Genomic DNA, 15,018 nt, shown 5'->3' with positions numbered 1-15,018 from the left:
CTAATAGTGCGCTTCGGATACAAGACCGTCGTACGCTCGCGGAAGTCATGGGTTGGAAACAGACGGCGGCGTGGGGACTGGGATGGCTCACGACGGTGACCTATCGACTGCGGCCCACGGTCTCCATCGGACCCCGGCTGCTGGGCAACGGCCGGCTACGGATATCTGGTCCAGGACGGGTCGTCCTCGAGGCGGACGTCAACGCCTGGTCGCACGCTGAGGTCAATCGTCTCATCACCACCCGCCCCGAGGCCGTCATCCACATCGGCCGCCACGCCCGCCTGAACGGCTGCACGATCGTCGCCGCCGAACGGGTCGATGTTGGGGCTGACTGCGTGCTCGGCTCCTGTGAGATTCGGGACCATCTCCCCTATTCCGAGTCGCCGGTCGATCGCCGCCAACCCGGCCGCGCCCAACCGGTCGTGATCGAGGAGAACGTCTGGATCGGCGGCCAGGTCTCGGTCCTCCCCGGCGTACGGATCGGCCGCGACACGGTCGTCGGCATTCACGCCGTCGTCTTTGACGACGTCCCCTCGGGCGTTATTGTCGGCGGGAATCCGGCACGGATGCTTCGCCGGCTTGATTCTCACGCCAGCGGGGATAATCGAGACCAGTGAAGACCAATCCGCCACCACCGACGTGCGATCAGTGCAAGCACATGCCCCGCTGGGAACGGATCCACGGGCCGGACCAATCGGTGCGGCTCGAAGATGGACGAGAGGTGATCCGCCGAGGCCAGGTCTGGGTGTGCACCCATTGCGGTCACCAGGTGCCCGTCTCGTTCGAGGCATGGACCTGACGACCGCCGCCAGCACCCGCCTCGAGCGGCTGCACCAGGTGCTCGACCGTCGCGTGCGGCGGAGCATCGACACGGCACCTCCGTTGCTCCGGGCCGGTGTCCTGATTCCTCTCATGAAGCGCGGCGATGGGATCGAGCTGGTGTTCACGCGGCGCACCGACACGGTACTGACCCATAAGGGCCAGATCTCCTTTCCTGGCGGTCAGCGAGAGGACTCCGACGTGGAAACCGTCGAAACGGCGCTGCGCGAAAGCTACGAGGAGATCGGCCTCGAGCCATCGCGCGTGACGGTGCTCGGCGAGCTGGACGACGTCTTCACCGCCGTCAGCAGCTTTGTGATCACACCCGTGGTCGGCCTGGTCGCAGGCGGCATCGACGATCTGGTGCTTGCCCCCGATGAGGTCAAGAGTTTGCTGGTGGTGCCGGTCACCCAGTTATTCGATCCCCAGGTGCATACGACCGAGACCCGCAGCGTCGGCGAGCAACAGTACCGAATCCATTACTACACGATCGGCGACGACGTCATCTGGGGCGCTACCGGCCGAATCGTCTACCAGTTCCTCAAGGCCTGGGAAGAAGCCGCCTGAAAGTTCCCGGCGCGTTTCTCGAAGAGACCATTCAGTCGCAACCTGACCTGGTTGAGCGACTCCTGCGGGACGCGCCGCCGTCTTCGGCATTATCTCGACTCTCTGGATGCTCGCGCATCTTTCTGGTCGGAACCGGCACGAGCTATCACGGCGCGCTCGTCGGTCAGTATTTGTTGCGGAGCGCCGGCGTCGAGGCGTGGGCGATCCGGGCGTTTGAGTTCGCCAACTATCCGCCGGCCTTCAAGGCCGACGATGGCCTTGTTCTGCTGAGCCATCGCGGCACGAAGCGCTTCAGTCAGGCCGCGCTCGAAGGCTTCAACAATCAGGAACACTGGCTGGCCATCACCGGCGAGGGCTCGCCGCTGCGCGGCCCAGGCGTGATCGAAACGGTTCCGCAGGAACGCTCGCCGGTGCACACGGCGAGCCACACAGGGGCGATGATCCGGCTGGCTCAGCTGGCGATCGGCCTCGGTTCGCCGCCTTGGAGGGCAGAGCTTGCGAGCCTACCTGGCACGCTGCGGACCGCGCTTGGGCTACGCCCTCCGGTCATCCAGGCTCTGGATCGGCTGCAGCTCGGCCACGTTGTCCACTTCGTTGGCGGCGGCCCGGCCTACGCCACCGCGCTCGAGGGGGCGCTGAAGCTCCGCGAGGCAGCCTACATCAGTGCGGAGGGACACGAGCTGGAGAGCATTTTCCACGGTCCGCTCATCAGCGTGCAGGCGGAGGACTCGGTCGTCATGATGGCTCAACCTGGCGCGAGCCTCGAGAGAACGTCAGACTTGGCCGCGGCACTTCATGAGATCGGCGCGACCATCGTCGCGGTTGGTCCCTCGTCCACCAGGATCAGCGCGGCGGTGCAGCTCGAAACGCCGGCGCTCGATGAACTCCTCGCGCCGATCGTCAATGTCGTGCCGTTGCAGTGGTTGGCGCTGGAAGTGTCAAGACACCTGGGAGTTGACGCGGACAGCTTCCGCAAAGTCGGCCGCTACGCCGACGCCCAATCCAAGTTCAGCCTCTAAACACCGTCGAGGACCTCCGCGCTGCCAGGGCCGCCTACGCGCCTCGCTAGTCGATGGCGTTCTTGATGTGGTCCACCCGGACCATGCGCCCATCGCTGACCGTCAGGCCGACCACGTCGAAGCGGACTGGACCCCGGTGGGGCTGCACCTTTAAGTAGTACAGCGCCAGCTGCCGGAGCTTCCGGATCTTTTTGGCGTCGACCGACTCTTGCGGGAGGCCAAAGCCATGTCCGGCCCGTGTCTTGACCTCGACGAAGACGAGCGTCGTTCCGTCCTTCGCCACCAGGTCCAGCTGGCCGAGCGGCGTCCGCACGTCGCGGCCAACGATCTCGTAGCCCAGGCCACGGAGGTGGTCCTCGGCGAGGGCCTCGCCGCTAGTCCCGAGCGATTTGGCTGGCAAGTGCGGCGGCTTCCAGCTCGGCGCGCGTGCGGATCGAGATGAACGACCTGCGGTGCAACGGGCTCAGCCCGTGCCGGTCCATCGCCGCCAGATGATCGGGTGTCGGGTAGCCCTTGTGCATGTCGAAGCCGTACCCCGGGAACTTTTCGGCCATCCGCTTCATCAGCCGGTCGCGGGTCACCTTCGCGAGAATGCCGCCACACATGATCGAGATGGAACGGCGGTCCCCCTTCACGATCGGCAGTTGTGGAGTCAGTGCCTCCGGCAGCAAGAATCCATCCACCAGCAGGTAGTCGATCGGTCGGCCCAGTTGTTGGAGCGCAATGCCCATCGCCCAGCGGTTCGCCCGCGAAACGCCGACGCGGTCGATCTCGTCGACCTCGACGATACCAACGCCCCAGGCTTCCGCGCCGTCGACAATGCAGTCGTAGTAGTGGTCGCGCTCCTCGGCCGTCAGCAGCTTTGAGTCGTTGATCCCCTCGCAGTGGAAATAAGGTCGCATGATCGCGGCACCGGCCACTACCGGGCCGGCCCACGGCCCGCGACCCGCCTCATCGACGCCGGCAACCGTCGCGTAACCCAGGCCAAAGGCCTGGCGCTCGAAGACCCAGAGGTCCCGGTCAGCTTTCGGCCGTTTCGGGCGTTTCTGCTGCGGCTTGGTTGTCGGCGGGGACGGCAGTTGTGGCAACGGCTTGACGCTTCTCCCGAATGCGGGCGTTCTTTCCGACTTTTCCTCGAAGGTAGTACAGCTTTGCCCGGCGCACCTCGCCGTGCCGCACGACGTCGATCTTGTCGATGCGCGGCGAGTGCAAAAGGAAGCTGCGTTCCACCCCGACGCCGTGCGCGATGCGGCGAACGATAAAGGCCTCCTTGGCACCGCTGCCTCGGCAGCCGATGACGATGCCCTCGAAGATCTGGATGCGCTCGCGGGTGCCCTCGACGACCTTGGCATGCACCTTCACGGTGTCGCCGGGGATCAAGGTGGGAACGTTCTTGCGCTGGGACTCCGCTTCCAGCAGGTTGATGACGTTGGACACGGCGTACAAGGATAACACCCCGGACCCGGTGCTACCGCTGGCGGTCAAGCAGGTCGGGGCGGCGGCGGCGCGTCCGCTCGGCCGCCTGGGCGCGGCGCCAACGCTCGATCTCGGCATGATGGCCCGAGCGAAGCACCTCGGGGACGGGATACCCTTCGAACTCCGCGGGCCGGGTGTAGTGCGGGTACTCCAGCAGATGCTCGCCGAATGATTCATCTTTGGGCGATTCGTCGGACCCCAGTACGCCGGCGACCAGTCGGCTGACCGCATCGATCACCACCATCGCGGGGAGCTCGCCACCCGTGAGCACGTAATCCCCAATCGAGATCTCCTTGTCGACCAGGTGGGTGGCGACCCGCTCATCAACGCCTTCATACCGTCCGCAGATCAAATAGAGGTCCTCGTGTCCGGCAAGCTCGCGCACCAACCCCTGGTTGAGCACCTCACCCTGCGGCGTCAGCAGGATCACCGGCCCTTTGCCCGCGCGCGCCCGCACCGCCTCGAAGATCGGCTCCGGCTTCAACACCATCCCGGCGCCACCGCCATACGGGACGTCGTCGACCTGCCGGTGGCGGTCGTGCGTGTAGTCACGCAGGTTATGGAGACGCAGCGTGACGAGCCCGCTGGCGAGCCCCCGTCCAGTGACTCCAGCGCTGAGTGGGCCTGGGAACATCTCGGGGAACAGGGTCAGGATCTCGATGATCACGCCTTGGTTTCCTCCGGGAGGTCGACGGTGATTGTCCCCTCCGCCGGCGCGATCGAACGAACAACACTGCGAATCATCGGGATCAAGATCTCGTGGTCGCCGTCCGTCACCCGCAAGACGTCGTTTGCCGCGTAGGTCAGCACCTCCGCGACCCGTCCCAGCTCGCGGGCTCCCCTCGTATCGAACACGGTGAGGCCGACGAGCTGGAAGTGGTAGTACTGGTCGGCCGGCAATGCCCTTGCCTCGCTAAGGGGTAGTGTGCAGTAGGCGCCGGCGAGCCGCTCCGCGGCGTTGCGATCGTCGATCCCGTCGAACGTGACCAGCACGCTGCCGTCCAGTTCTTCGGAGCGGGCAACTTTCAGCCATCGCCCCGCCACCTGGACCTCGCGCCCCGGAGCGAAGCGATCCGGAAAGTCGGTCAGAAGCTCGACGCGCATGGCGCCCTTGACGCCGTGGGCCTTGAGCACGCGCCCGATCCGAAGCTCGGGCTCCGGTTCAACTGTCACACGATCTCGACCATCACCCGATCGTGGTTCTTGAGGGCGGCTGCCCGGACCACCGCGCGGATCGCATCGATGTTACGTCCGCCACGGCCGATCACCTTGCCGACGTCATCGGTAGCGAGCGTCACCTCGACCCGGTTGGTGCGCTCACCTTCGATCATCGCCACCTTGACATCCTCCGGCTTCGACACCATCGCCTTGATGATGTAGCTCACCAGGTCGGTGTAGTCGTGCATTGCTAGGCTCCTTGCGTCGCGGCGGCGGCCGCTACTGGGGCGCCTCCCTCAGGTGCCGCGGCTTTGGCAGCAGCGGCAGCGGCTTCGGCCTTCGTCGGCTTGGTCGGCCGCTTCTTCGCCGATTCCTTGGGCAGCAGACCCCGGCCGATCAAGAACGCCCGCGCGGTGTCGGACGGGCGCGCCCCCTTCTGCAGCCAGGCCTTGATCTTCTCCTCGTCGATGTTGAGCTTTGGCGGCTCCTGCATTGGATCGTAGGTGCCGAGGATTTCGATGAACTTACCGTCCCGGGGTGAGCGGGTGTCCGCCACCACAAGCCGATAGAACGGGTGCTTCTTTGCGCCGATCCGCCGAAGTCGAATCTTTACCGACAAATTAAGACCTCCTAGCCTTTCAAAAGTTGTGCGGGATCGATGGGCAATCCCTTGATTCGCTTTCCCTTCCCCATCTGTTTCATCATCTGCTGCATTTGCTGAAAACCCTTGAGCAGCCGGTTCACGGCCGCGATGTCGGTCCCGGCTCCCCGGGCGATACGGCGACGCCGGCTGCCATCGATCACCTCAGGTCGCTCCCGCTCCGCCGCCGTCATCGACAGGATGATCGCCTCCATCTCTTTCAACTGGTCGTCGTTGGGTAGCGCGCCGGCCAGGTTCTTGATCTTCGCGGCACCGGGCAGCATGCCGATAATCCCCTCCAGCGGACCCATCTGCTTCACCTGCTTCAGCTGTTCCATGAAGTCGGTGAGCGTGAGGCGGCCGGCGCGGAGCTTCTTCTCCATCTCCTTCACCTGCGAGGCGTCGACCTGATCCTGTGCCTTCTCGATCAGCGTCAGCACATCGCCCATCCCGAGAATGCGCGACGCCATCCGATCGGGATAGAAGATCTCGAAATCCGTCAGCTTTTCACCGACACCGACGAACTCGATCGGGCACTGGGTTACCGCCCGGAGCGAAAGCGCCGCCCCACCCCGCGCATCGCCGTCCATCTTGGTGAGGATTGTCCCGCTCAGCGAGATCGTCTGCTGGAAGGCGCTGGTGACGTTGACCGCCTGCTGTCCCGTCATGGCATCGAGCACCAGGAGCCGGTGGTGCGCCGGCACCGCATCGGTGATTCGCTTCAGCTCCGCGAGCAGGTCCTCGTCCACCTGGAGCCGGCCCGCCGTGTCGACGATGATCACGTCGGCGTTCACGCGCCGGGCCTCAGCGAGCGAGTCGCGGGCGATCGTGACGGGATCGGTGCCGCGAGGAGCGTACGACGGGGCATTGATGCTCTTGGCAAGGATCTCGAGCTGCTCCATCGCAGCCGGACGTCGCACGTCGGTCGACACCAGCAGCGGCCGGTGACCTTCGCGGCGGGTAAAGAGGGCCAGCTTGCCCGCGGTCGTCGTCTTGCCCGACCCCTGCAGCCCGGCGAGCACGATCACCGTGGGGGGCGACGGGGCATAGGTCATGGGCACCCGGTCGCCCAGCAGGCGGACCATCTCCTCGTCGACGATCTTGACCAGCTGCTGTCCCGGGTTGAGGCTGTCCATCACCTCGGCGCCCACCGCTCGCGCCCGAATGCTTGCCACGAAATCCTTGACCACCTTGTAGTTGACGTCCGCCTCGAGGAGGGCGAGTCGCACCTCGCGCAGGCCGGCATCGACATCGGCCTCGCTCAGCTTGCCCCGCCCCGTCAGCTTCTTGAGCGCCTGGTCGAGGCGCTCGGTCAGTGACTCAAACACGCTGGGCCCGCATCAGTCCGAGCTTGCGCTCGTATTCGTCGAGGTTCGACGTGGTCCGCCGCACGACGTCGTACACCGCCGTGCGCGAAACACCGTCGCGCTGTGCGATCTCGCCGTAGGACCAGTCGAGCTCCCACGCGAAGTGCAAGATGCGGCGTTGGTGGTCGGTCAGCAGCGAGCCGTACAGATCGAGCAGGCGGAGCTGCCGCTGGCGGCGCAGGGCACTGTCAAGCATTTAGCCTTGACAGTATACGGGCGTCAGCCGCCCCGGGTCCGCTTCTCCTCGTTGCGCAGGACGAACTGCACCAGCCAGAGCATGCCCAGCACCACGGCCGTGAGCGCGATGAGGCCGATCATGGCCGCAAACACCCCGAGGATGATGACCGTCAGAGGGGTTCGTCCTCGTCGGCGGGCTCGACGCGCTCATCCTGCAGGATCTGTAAGGCCTCGGCCGCTTGCTCACGCGATACCCAGAGGTCGACGGCTGCGATCTCTCCAGCCGTTTCAGGAATGACGGCGGCCATCGCCTCATGGCGCAGAAAAACCTGGATGCCGGAGGCTTCCAGCACCGCTTTCCAGACGTCTGCCTCCGATAGACCGTTCGCCGTGACCAGTTTGACGAACGCCTTCTCGTCGGTACTCATTCGCCCTCCTCCAAGCGCAACAGCGCATCCAGGTATTGCTCGGGATCGAACCCGTTCAGGTCCTCGAGGCCCTCCCCGATCCCGACCAGCTTCACCGGCACCGACAGCTCAGCTTCGATACTAAGCACTACGCCCGCCCGGGCGCTGCCATCCATTTTGGTGACCGCGAGCCCGGTCAGCCCGATCGCCTCCCGGAAGACCTTGACCTGCTGCGCCGAATTCTGCCCGACATGCGCGTCGAGCACGGCCAGCACCTCCTGCGGGGCCTTCGGATCGAGCCGCTCCAGCACCCGGCGGACCTTGCGCAGCTCCTCCATCAAGTCGGTTCGGGTGTGCAGCCGGCCGGCGGTATCGATGATGACGGGACCGGCGCCTCGCGCGCGCGCCGCCTGCACGGCATCAAAGGCGACGGCTCCCGGGTCGGACCCTGGCTGATGCGCAACCACGTCGACCCCGGCACGCTGGCCCCAGAGGCGCAGCTGCTCGATGGCCGCCGCTCGATAGGTGTCCGCAGCGGCCAGTAGCGGCCGCCGGCCTTCGCGCCGCAACAGGTAGGCCAGCTTTCCAATCGTGGTCGTCTTGCCCGAGCCGTTGACGCCCACCACGAGGATCACGGCAGGCGCCCCCTCGAGGTTGAGCGCCCGCGGCTTCCCGCCCATCTGCTGCCCCAGGTCGGCCTTCAGGTAGCGGAGCGCGTCGGCGGGGGAACGCAGGTGGGCGCTGGCCGCCTGCCGGCGCAGGTCGGCAACCACCCGCTCGGTGGTGGGCACGCCGGCGTCGGCGGCGATCAACGTCGCTTCGAGGTCGTCCCAGAAGGTTTCATCGAGTGCGGGGCGACCAAAGACTTCCTTGAGATCGGCGACGTAGCTCTGACGACCAGCCTCGAGGGTTTTCGAAAAGCGTTTCCAGAATCCCTGGCGCTCGCCGGGCGCCGTCTCATCTGGATTAGGCGGAGCGTTCACCGACCGGGACCAGGGCGTCCTGGTGGAGTCGGACCGAGACGATGCGCGAGATGCCGTGCTCGCCGAGCGTAACGCCGTAGAGCACCTCGGCCTGCGCCATCGTGGAGTGATTGTGCGTGACGATCAGGAATTGCTGGTCAGCCGCGAGACGTTTCAGTACCCGGTTGAAGCGCACGACGTTGGCGTCGTCCAGCGCGGCATCGACTTCATCGAGCACGTAGAAGGGACTCGGGTTGACGGCCTGCAGGGCGAAGAGGAACGCCAGTGCAGTCAGTGCCCGCTCCCCGCCGGAAAGCAGCGTCAGCGGCTGCAGCCGCTTGCCGGGCGTTTGCGCCAGGATCTCGACGCCATCATCGAGCGGGTTGCCTTCCTCCCGGGCCTCGACCCGCAACGTCGCGCGCCCACCCTCGAACAGCTCGGCAAAGAATTCCTGGAAGTTGACCGCCACCGACTGGAAAACGGTGCGAAACCGGGTATCGATCTCATCTTCGAGCCGCTGCCGGAGCTCGTTGAGTTGGGCCGACGCGGCCTCCAGGTCGCTCAGTTGCGCCGCGAGGCTGTCGCAGCGGTCGCGCACTTGCGCAAACTCCTCAGGCGCGAGCAGGTTGACGGCGCCCATCGCATCGAGGCGTCGCTGCAAGCGCGAGACCTCGCGCTCGGTCTTTTGCCAGTCGACTTCCTCGATCGCCTCCGTGTCGTCCTCGATTTCCTGACCACCCTCACGGAGCGCATGGGCGCACCGGTCGACCTCGGCCTGGGCCGCATCGCGGTCGGCGACCGATGCAGTCCATGCATCGTCGGCATGCGCGAGCTCGACCTGCAAGGTGACGTTGCGTTGTTCGTCCTCGCGCAGCTGGGCCTCCAACGCGTCCAGGGTTTCGCCATCCGGAAGGTGTGCGGACTCGAGGGTGGCAAGGTCCGCGGACAGCGCCTCCGCGGCCTCGAGCCACTGCCGGCGTTCCTCATTGATCAGGGCCGGCTGCACCGCCAGCTCCGCCTCGGCGACGCGACGCTGGGCCAGCTCATCCCCGTGCGCCCGAAGCACCTGCTGGGCGCGCTCGAGCTGCCGAACCAGGTCATCCGATCGCTGGCGGGCGAGCGCCGCCCGCAGTTCGGTCTCCTGGCGTTGCTCCACCAGCTCGCGGAGCGTGGCCGCCGCGCCGTGAACCCGTGGTTCGAGCGCGGCAAGTTCCTGATCCGACGCCAGCTCCGCCTCAGCGAGCGTGCGCTGGCGGTCGAGCGTTTCGACCTCGAGCTGCTCCGCCTGCTGAAGGAGTCCGACGATCCGCATCAGCTGCTGGCGCAGCTGCGCTTCCTGCGGGCTCTCCCGCTGGACCGCTTCGGTCGCGGCAGCCAGCGCTCCCGCGGCCTGGGCTGCGGCCGTGCGGGCCTGGTCAACGCGCGTAACAATCGTCTGGCGCTCGGCGGTGAGCTCTGCCCGGGCGATGGCGACACGCTCCACCTCCTCGGCAGCCGCAAGCGCGGCTTGACGTTCGCGGTCCAGTGCATGTTCCGCGTCTCGGATCCGGGCTTGGACCTCAAGTACCGGATCCGCCGCCTTTCCGCCTCGGTAGGAGACGGCGGTGATGATCTCACCGGCGGGAGTGACCGCTCGTAGATCCCGGTGTTGCTCCACGATACGAGCCGCTTCCGACCGATCCGCGACGAGCACCACGCCACGAAGCAGGTGGGCGACGAGCCGCTGCACATGGTCGGGAGCCTGCACCAGGTTAATGACGGACAGCAGCCCATCGGGTGCGGGCGACGACGACGTGTCTTCCGGCGCATGGAGCAGCGTCTCCCGCGCATCCTCGGCCGCAGCAACCGCCGAAGCGGCACTGTCGATTCCGTCCCGGCCGGGCGCAACCCAACCGTGGAGCCATCCCTCGAGCGCCGCCTCGACGGCGGCCCGGTGGATGGGCTCGACCTCGATCAGTTCGAGGAGGCGTTCCCAATTACGGTCAATTCGCAGCGGCCCGCGACGCTGGGCTCCGTCCAGCAGCGTCCGTAGGGCGCCAAGTTCTGCCTCGAGGGTGCGCAGCGCCGCCTCGTGCTCAACGATCCCCTTGCGCGCCGTCTCCAGCGCGGCGTCGTTCTCCGCCACCCGCTGCTCGATCGCCATGTTCGCTTCGCTCACATCCGCCAGCGCGCGGGTCGCCGTTTCCGCGGTGCGCGTCCGCCGGTCGAACTCGTCGCCGAGGGAGCCGTGTCGAACCGACCAGGCCTCGAGTTGGCTGCGGGCCTGCTGTTGCTGCTCGGCGAGAAATTGACGTCGGCCCTCCAGCTGGCGGAGCTCCGCCTCGATCGCCGCGGTTTCTCGGGATGCCTCATGGCGCTGCTGTTGCCGCGCCTGGCGGTCCGCCTCGAGCGCGGCCTGGCCCTCGCGCACCCCACGCTCGGCGTCGGCCGCAGCCTGCAGCGCGCCATTTGCCGCCTCCAGCTCGGTCCGCGCGCTCTCGGCCGCGTGCGCCAACTCATCAACGACGCGACTCCCCGCCTGTTCCGAGGCGTTCAGTCGTGCGAGCTCGCTCTGCAATGCCTCGAGTGCCTGAACGGCCGCGGCGTTGCGCTCCTGGGCAATACGCGCCTGGTGCTGGCTCTCGGCGAGGCGGAGCCGCACGTCTGCGACCGCCTCCTGGTGACGCCAGCGCGCCTCGCGGGCGGCGAGCAGCGCCGCGCGGTGCTCGGCATAGCGCGGTTCGAACTCGGCGACGGTTTGCGCCGCCGCGATCCGCTTGTGGTCCGCGGCCTGCTGCCGTGCCAGTGCTTTGCGCAGCTGCACCATCGCCTTGCGCCAGCTATCGCGGGCTAGGCTGCCCTGCAGGGTCCTGAGCGCGTCGGCGACCTTCTTGTACTCCTCGGCTGAGGCGGCCTGCAGTCGCAGCTCCTCGGCACGGGGACTCAGTTCATTGAGGATGTCGCGCGCTCGGCGCATGTCACGATCCGCCTCGCCCAACCGGTTGATGGCCTCCTGCCGCTGGTCGCGGAGCCGCCGGACGCCGGCCGCCTCTTCGATCAGCTCGCGGCGGAGTGCCGGCGCGGCCTGGATCACGAAGTCGATGTCGTTCTGCGCCGTGATGGCGTAGCCGTCCTGGCGCAGACCGGTGCTGGCCAGCAATGCGTCGATGTCTTTCAACCGCGCGCGCGCGCCGTTGATCAGGTACTCACTCTCACCGGAGCGATACAGGCGGCGGGCGACTTCGATTTCATTGAACTCGACGTTGAGCCGCTGGTCGGCGTTGTCGATGGTGAGCGTCACCTCGGCCATGCCGACGGCGGATTTGCCAGGCCCGCCGGAATAGATCACATCCTCCATCCGCTGGCCACGCAGCCCACGCGCGTTTCGCTCACCGAGCGCCCAGCGCATGGCATCGACGAGGTTCGACTTGCCGCTGCCATTGGGACCGACAATCGCCGTGATGCCACGGCTGAAGGGCAGCTCGGTGCGGCGCGCAAAGGTTTTGAACCCTTGCAGCTGCAGCGACTTCAGGTACACGGGCTAGGGGGTAGCAAACATGGCTGGGCTCACGCGCCCATCAGAAACGTAAGCATGGACCACGGCGCGGGTCACGCCCAGTATTAGAGCACGCGCCCGTGCCAGAAGGCAACGGTGTGATTCGTTCCCTGGAAGGGCCGCCCGAGGGCTGCGCGCGGGAGCTATTGGACAACCGGCGCGGTTGATCGAGCGATTCGCATCTGCGCAGTGTCACGGAACCAGATACTCCACGCGACGCGTACGAGTCCCTCCAGGGGCCCTGACTCGTTCGCTGCCGATGCTAGGCCGGCAAGGCAATATCTTCGTCGAAAATCCGGTAGTGGCCGCGGTCACACCGCTGCCGTGTACAGTGGCTCGCATGATTAGCATCGGTTCAACCGTGCTGCGCGTCGACGATCTGCAGCGCCAGGTCGAGTTCTGGACGGAAGCGCTCAACGACGTGCCTCGGGCGGGCGACGCCGACGACTTCGTGCTGCTCAACCGAGGGACGGCGCCGAACCGGACGTCGCGGAGGATCGAACGCGCGAGGTCGAGCGGCTGAAGGCGCTGGGCGCCAGCGAGGTCAACTGGAGCAAGCGACCGCCGGACGCTGACTACTTCATCCTCGCCGACGCGGAGGGCTATCGCTTCTGTGTTGTGGACGCCAGCCAATGACCATGAAGAAGCCCGCCGCCAAAGCGACGCGCGGGAAGACCGTCGATGACTACCTGGCCGCCGCACCGAAGGACAAGCAGGCGGCGCTAACGAAGCTTCGCCAGACGATCAGGGCGGCGGCACCGAAGGCATCCGAAAGCGTGAGCTATGGCATCGTTGGCTACAAGCTCGAACGCAAGCCCGTTATCTACTTTGGCTACTGGAAAGCGCACTACTCCCTCTATGGGATGGGCAACCGTGTCACGAAGGCCCACGCTGCCGAACTCAAGAACTCTCTCTTGAGCAAGGGCACGATCCAGTTTCCAGCAGATAAGCCCCTTCCCTACCGGCTTGTGACCAAGATGGTCAAGGACCGTGTCGCCGAAATCGAAAAGGCACGCTAGAGCCCTAGAATCCTTGCCGAGATGAGCGAGTCAGAGGTCGGCCGCCTTCGAACCGAGAACGCCGAGTTGCGCCGCCTGCTGGGGAAACACCAATGGGGCGGACTCACTCCCATCAAATCGAATGGGGCCTGTCCCGAGTGCGCGGGTTCGAAACCGCCTGATGGCCGTGGTCATCGGCCGGGCTGCGCCGTCGCTGCGGTGTTGGCCGTAGGAACAAGCTAGTCGGCGTCGGCTCAACGAGCGGAGGCTAATTCGCCGGAGCGCGGCGCGCCTCGTGTGCCGCTACAGCCTCCAGCACCTCGTCCTGCGCCGGGGGCTGGTCGAGCGCCCCAAGGGCGGCGAGGGCTTCGCGCGCGGCCATCTGCTCGGCGTCGCGTTTGGTTCGCCCGCGCCCCTTTCCACTGATCCCGTCGCCGAAACTGACCTCGGCCGTGTATTCGCGCCGATGCCCGGGGCCCGAGGCACCGACGATGTCATATTGCGGCGTCGACAGGAATCGTTCCTGGGTCACCTCCTGGAGGCGGCCCTTGTAGTTGTCGTCCGGCCACGCCTGGACGTCGATCAGGCTCCGGCTGAACAGCTTGTAGGCCGCACGGTAGCCCTGATCGAGGAAGATGGCGCCGATCACGGCTTCGAAGGTGTTGGCAAGGATCGATTGCAGGGAGCGCGCGCCGGTCTTGTGTGCACCTTTGCCCAGCAGCAAGTAGTCACCGAGACTCAGCCGCGAAGCCAGACGCGCGAGGCTCTTGGTGTTGACAACCGAGGCGCGCAGCCGGGTCAGCTCACCCTCGTCCGACGTCTGATAGGTGTGGTAGAGGTGCTCGGCCGCGATCAACTCCAGCACCGCGTCGCCCAGATACTCCAGCCGCTCGTTGTCCGCCGACCCGCTCTCCGGGTGCTCGTTGTTGTAGGAGCGGTGAGTCAGCGCCTGGCGCAGCAGCGCAGGCTCGTGAAAACGAACTCGAAGCGTCCGCTGGAGTTTCTGTAGGGGCTCGTCCGGCTGAGCGAGCTTCGGCTCAGGTGGCGATGCCGAGCTTCTCCTGGACGTAGTCCCAGGCGGCTCCGACGGTTTGAATCTTTTCCGCGTCTTCGTCAGGTATCTCCATCCCGTATTCTTCCTCGAACGCCATGATCAGCTCGACCAGGTCGAGGGAATCCGCATTCAAATCGTCGACGAACGAGGCGTCAGGCGTTACCTGCTCGGTTTCCACTCCGAGCTGTTCGGCAATTATGCCTCTGAACTTATCGTAACCCGCTCTGTCCATAAGGACCCCCTGGTTGCTAGTCGCGAGCAAATTGTACGCGTGCGAGACTGCTCAGGCAATCCTAAATCGGCAAACCACCATCAATCCCCAGTACCTGGCCGGTGATGTAGGAGGCGTCGGGCGAGGCGAGGAAGACGATCGCGGGCGCCACGTCTTCGGGCGTGCCGATTCGCTGGATGGCTGCGGCCTGGCGCGCCCGCTCCAGCAGCTCCGGGGGCAATCCGCTGGTCAGCTCGGTGGCGATGAAGCCTGGCGCCACCGCGTTGACCGTGATGTTGCGCGAGCCCACCTCCTTGGCCAGCGCTTTGGTCAGCCCGATGAGACCTGCCTTGGAAGCGCTGTAATTCGCCTGGCCGGCGTTGCCAGCGACTCCGGCCAGCGAGGAGACGTTCACGATCCGCCCATAACGCTGCTTGAGCATGGGCTTGAGCGCAGCCTTGGAGCATAGGAAAGCTGCTCGGAGGTTGGTCTGCAGCACGACATCCCAGTCCGCCTCGCTCATCCGCATCACCAGGGTGTCCCGGGTAAGCCCAGCGTTGTTCACCAGGATGTCCAGCCTGCCGAACGCATCGATGGCCCGCTGCACCATGACCCGCACGTCCTTCTC

General features: G+C 66.0%; 21 protein-coding genes. 6 read left to right on the top strand and 15 right to left on the bottom strand.

The genetic code is table 11. The features are described 5' to 3' along the window. Positions 1-47: 47 nt before the first annotated feature. The 4 genes from VHK65_15460 to VHK65_15445 all read left to right on the top strand — a co-directional run bounded on the left by VHK65_15460 (position 48) and on the right by VHK65_15445 (position 2,405). Positions 48-617, top strand: a complete 570-nt coding sequence (locus tag VHK65_15460) for an acyltransferase (GenBank protein HVS07545.1) — start codon at positions 48-50, stop codon at positions 615-617. Next, positions 614-799, top strand: a complete 186-nt coding sequence (locus VHK65_15455) for a hypothetical protein (protein HVS07544.1) — start codon at positions 614-616, stop codon at positions 797-799. The genes VHK65_15460 and VHK65_15455 overlap by 4 nt, the downstream gene beginning before the upstream one ends. Further along, entirely contained in the window at positions 790-1,386 is a 597-nt protein-coding gene (locus VHK65_15450; GenBank protein HVS07543.1) for a CoA pyrophosphatase, read from the top strand. Before VHK65_15455 ends, VHK65_15450 begins: the two co-directional genes overlap by 10 nt. A gap of 170 nt (positions 1,387-1,556) precedes the next feature. Further along, entirely contained in the window at positions 1,557-2,405 is an 849-nt protein-coding gene (locus tag VHK65_15445; GenBank protein ID HVS07542.1) for an SIS domain-containing protein, read from the top strand. Positions 2,406-2,451: 46 nt separating this feature from the next. Here VHK65_15445 and VHK65_15440 read toward each other — a convergent pair whose 3' ends face one another. From VHK65_15440 to smc, 12 genes are all read right to left on the bottom strand, one after another. Further along, the gene (locus VHK65_15440; GenBank protein HVS07541.1) at positions 2,452-2,805 is read right to left on the bottom strand and encodes a YraN family protein; all 354 of its coding nucleotides are present in this window, start codon (positions 2,803-2,805) and stop codon (positions 2,452-2,454) included. Next, on the bottom strand, positions 2,780-3,493 hold the full coding sequence (locus tag VHK65_15435) for a ribonuclease HII (GenBank protein ID HVS07540.1): 714 nt from the start codon (positions 3,491-3,493) through the stop codon (positions 2,780-2,782). The genes VHK65_15440 and VHK65_15435 overlap by 26 nt, the downstream gene beginning before the upstream one ends. Further along, positions 3,426-3,842 (bottom strand): 50S ribosomal protein L19, encoded by a 417-nt coding sequence (rplS, locus tag VHK65_15430; GenBank protein HVS07539.1) that lies wholly within the window; start codon positions 3,840-3,842, stop codon positions 3,426-3,428. The genes VHK65_15435 and rplS overlap by 68 nt, the downstream gene beginning before the upstream one ends. Positions 3,843-3,873: 31 nt before the next feature. After that, on the bottom strand, positions 3,874-4,548 hold the full coding sequence (trmD, locus tag VHK65_15425) for a tRNA (guanosine(37)-N1)-methyltransferase TrmD (protein ID HVS07538.1): 675 nt from the start codon (positions 4,546-4,548) through the stop codon (positions 3,874-3,876). Continuing rightward, entirely contained in the window at positions 4,545-5,054 is a 510-nt protein-coding gene (rimM, locus tag VHK65_15420; GenBank protein ID HVS07537.1) for a ribosome maturation factor RimM, read from the bottom strand. Before rimM ends, trmD begins: the two co-directional genes overlap by 4 nt. Further along, the gene (locus tag VHK65_15415) at positions 5,051-5,287 is read right to left on the bottom strand and encodes a KH domain-containing protein (protein HVS07536.1); all 237 of its coding nucleotides are present in this window, start codon (positions 5,285-5,287) and stop codon (positions 5,051-5,053) included. The genes rimM and VHK65_15415 overlap by 4 nt, the downstream gene beginning before the upstream one ends. Before the next feature lie 2 nt (positions 5,288-5,289). Further along, entirely contained in the window at positions 5,290-5,658 is a 369-nt protein-coding gene (gene rpsP, locus VHK65_15410; protein ID HVS07535.1) for a 30S ribosomal protein S16, read from the bottom strand. A gap of 11 nt (positions 5,659-5,669) precedes the next feature. Beyond that, positions 5,670-7,007, bottom strand: coding sequence for a signal recognition particle protein (ffh, locus tag VHK65_15405; GenBank protein HVS07534.1), 1,338 nt, complete (start codon positions 7,005-7,007; stop codon positions 5,670-5,672). Beyond that, a complete protein-coding gene (locus tag VHK65_15400) occupies positions 7,000-7,242 on the bottom strand; it encodes an RNA polymerase subunit sigma-70 (GenBank protein HVS07533.1) in 243 nt (80 codons plus the stop codon). Before VHK65_15400 ends, ffh begins: the two co-directional genes overlap by 8 nt. A 151-nt stretch (positions 7,243-7,393) precedes the next feature. Further along, complete coding sequence (locus tag VHK65_15395; GenBank protein ID HVS07532.1) at positions 7,394-7,651, bottom strand: DUF2007 domain-containing protein; 258 nt, start codon at positions 7,649-7,651, stop codon at positions 7,394-7,396. Then, positions 7,648-8,613: a signal recognition particle-docking protein FtsY gene (ftsY, locus tag VHK65_15390; protein HVS07531.1), complete on the bottom strand. Its 966-nt coding sequence runs from the start codon at positions 8,611-8,613 to the stop codon at positions 7,648-7,650. The genes VHK65_15395 and ftsY overlap by 4 nt, the downstream gene beginning before the upstream one ends. Continuing rightward, a complete protein-coding gene (gene smc / locus VHK65_15385) occupies positions 8,597-12,109 on the bottom strand; it encodes a chromosome segregation protein SMC (GenBank protein HVS07530.1) in 3,513 nt (1,170 codons plus the stop codon). Before smc ends, ftsY begins: the two co-directional genes overlap by 17 nt. Before the next feature lie 417 nt (positions 12,110-12,526). On the opposite strand from smc, the gene VHK65_15380 reads away from it, so the two are divergent. Both VHK65_15380 and VHK65_15375 read left to right on the top strand, forming a co-directional pair. Beyond that, on the top strand, positions 12,527-12,763 hold the full coding sequence (locus VHK65_15380) for a VOC family protein (protein ID HVS07529.1): 237 nt from the start codon (positions 12,527-12,529) through the stop codon (positions 12,761-12,763). Beyond that, complete coding sequence (locus VHK65_15375; protein ID HVS07528.1) at positions 12,760-13,146, top strand: DUF1801 domain-containing protein; 387 nt, start codon at positions 12,760-12,762, stop codon at positions 13,144-13,146. Before VHK65_15380 ends, VHK65_15375 begins: the two co-directional genes overlap by 4 nt. A gap of 247 nt (positions 13,147-13,393) precedes the next feature. Here VHK65_15375 and rnc read toward each other — a convergent pair whose 3' ends face one another. The 3 genes from rnc to fabG form a co-directional block, all read right to left on the bottom strand. Continuing rightward, positions 13,394-14,242: a ribonuclease III gene (rnc, locus tag VHK65_15370; protein HVS07527.1), complete on the bottom strand. Its 849-nt coding sequence runs from the start codon at positions 14,240-14,242 to the stop codon at positions 13,394-13,396. Beyond that, on the bottom strand, positions 14,163-14,411 hold the full coding sequence (acpP, locus tag VHK65_15365) for an acyl carrier protein (GenBank protein ID HVS07526.1): 249 nt from the start codon (positions 14,409-14,411) through the stop codon (positions 14,163-14,165). Before acpP ends, rnc begins: the two co-directional genes overlap by 80 nt. Before the next feature lie 61 nt (positions 14,412-14,472). Then, a partial coding sequence (gene fabG, locus VHK65_15360; protein ID HVS07525.1) for a 3-oxoacyl-ACP reductase FabG occupies positions 14,473-15,018 on the bottom strand: 546 nt, incomplete at its 5' end.

The sequence above is a fragment of the Candidatus Dormiibacterota bacterium genome (assembly GCA_035544955.1).
Lineage (GTDB): Bacteria > Chloroflexota > Dormibacteria > CF-121 > CF-121 > CF-13.
Note: the sequence above shows the minus strand (reverse complement) of the source record. Positions and strands in the feature narration are given on the sequence as shown.

Bases quoted from the DNA above. Each gene is read 5' to 3' on its own strand.
- VHK65_15460 (HVS07545.1), top strand. From the start codon at position 48: ATGGGTTGGAAACAGACGGCGGCGTGGGGACTGGGATGGCTCACGACG.
- VHK65_15450 (HVS07543.1), top strand. From the start codon at position 790: ATGGACCTGACGACCGCCGCCAGCACCCGCCTCGAGCGGCTGCACCAG.
- VHK65_15415 (HVS07536.1), bottom strand. From the start codon at position 5,287: ATGCACGACTACACCGACCTGGTGAGCTACATCATCAAGGCGATGGTG.
- VHK65_15400 (HVS07533.1), bottom strand. From the start codon at position 7,242: ATGCTTGACAGTGCCCTGCGCCGCCAGCGGCAGCTCCGCCTGCTCGAT.
- VHK65_15395 (HVS07532.1), bottom strand. From the start codon at position 7,651: ATGAGTACCGACGAGAAGGCGTTCGTCAAACTGGTCACGGCGAACGGT.
- VHK65_15375 (HVS07528.1), top strand. From the start codon at position 12,760: ATGACCATGAAGAAGCCCGCCGCCAAAGCGACGCGCGGGAAGACCGTC.
- acpP (HVS07526.1), bottom strand. From the start codon at position 14,411: ATGGACAGAGCGGGTTACGATAAGTTCAGAGGCATAATTGCCGAACAG.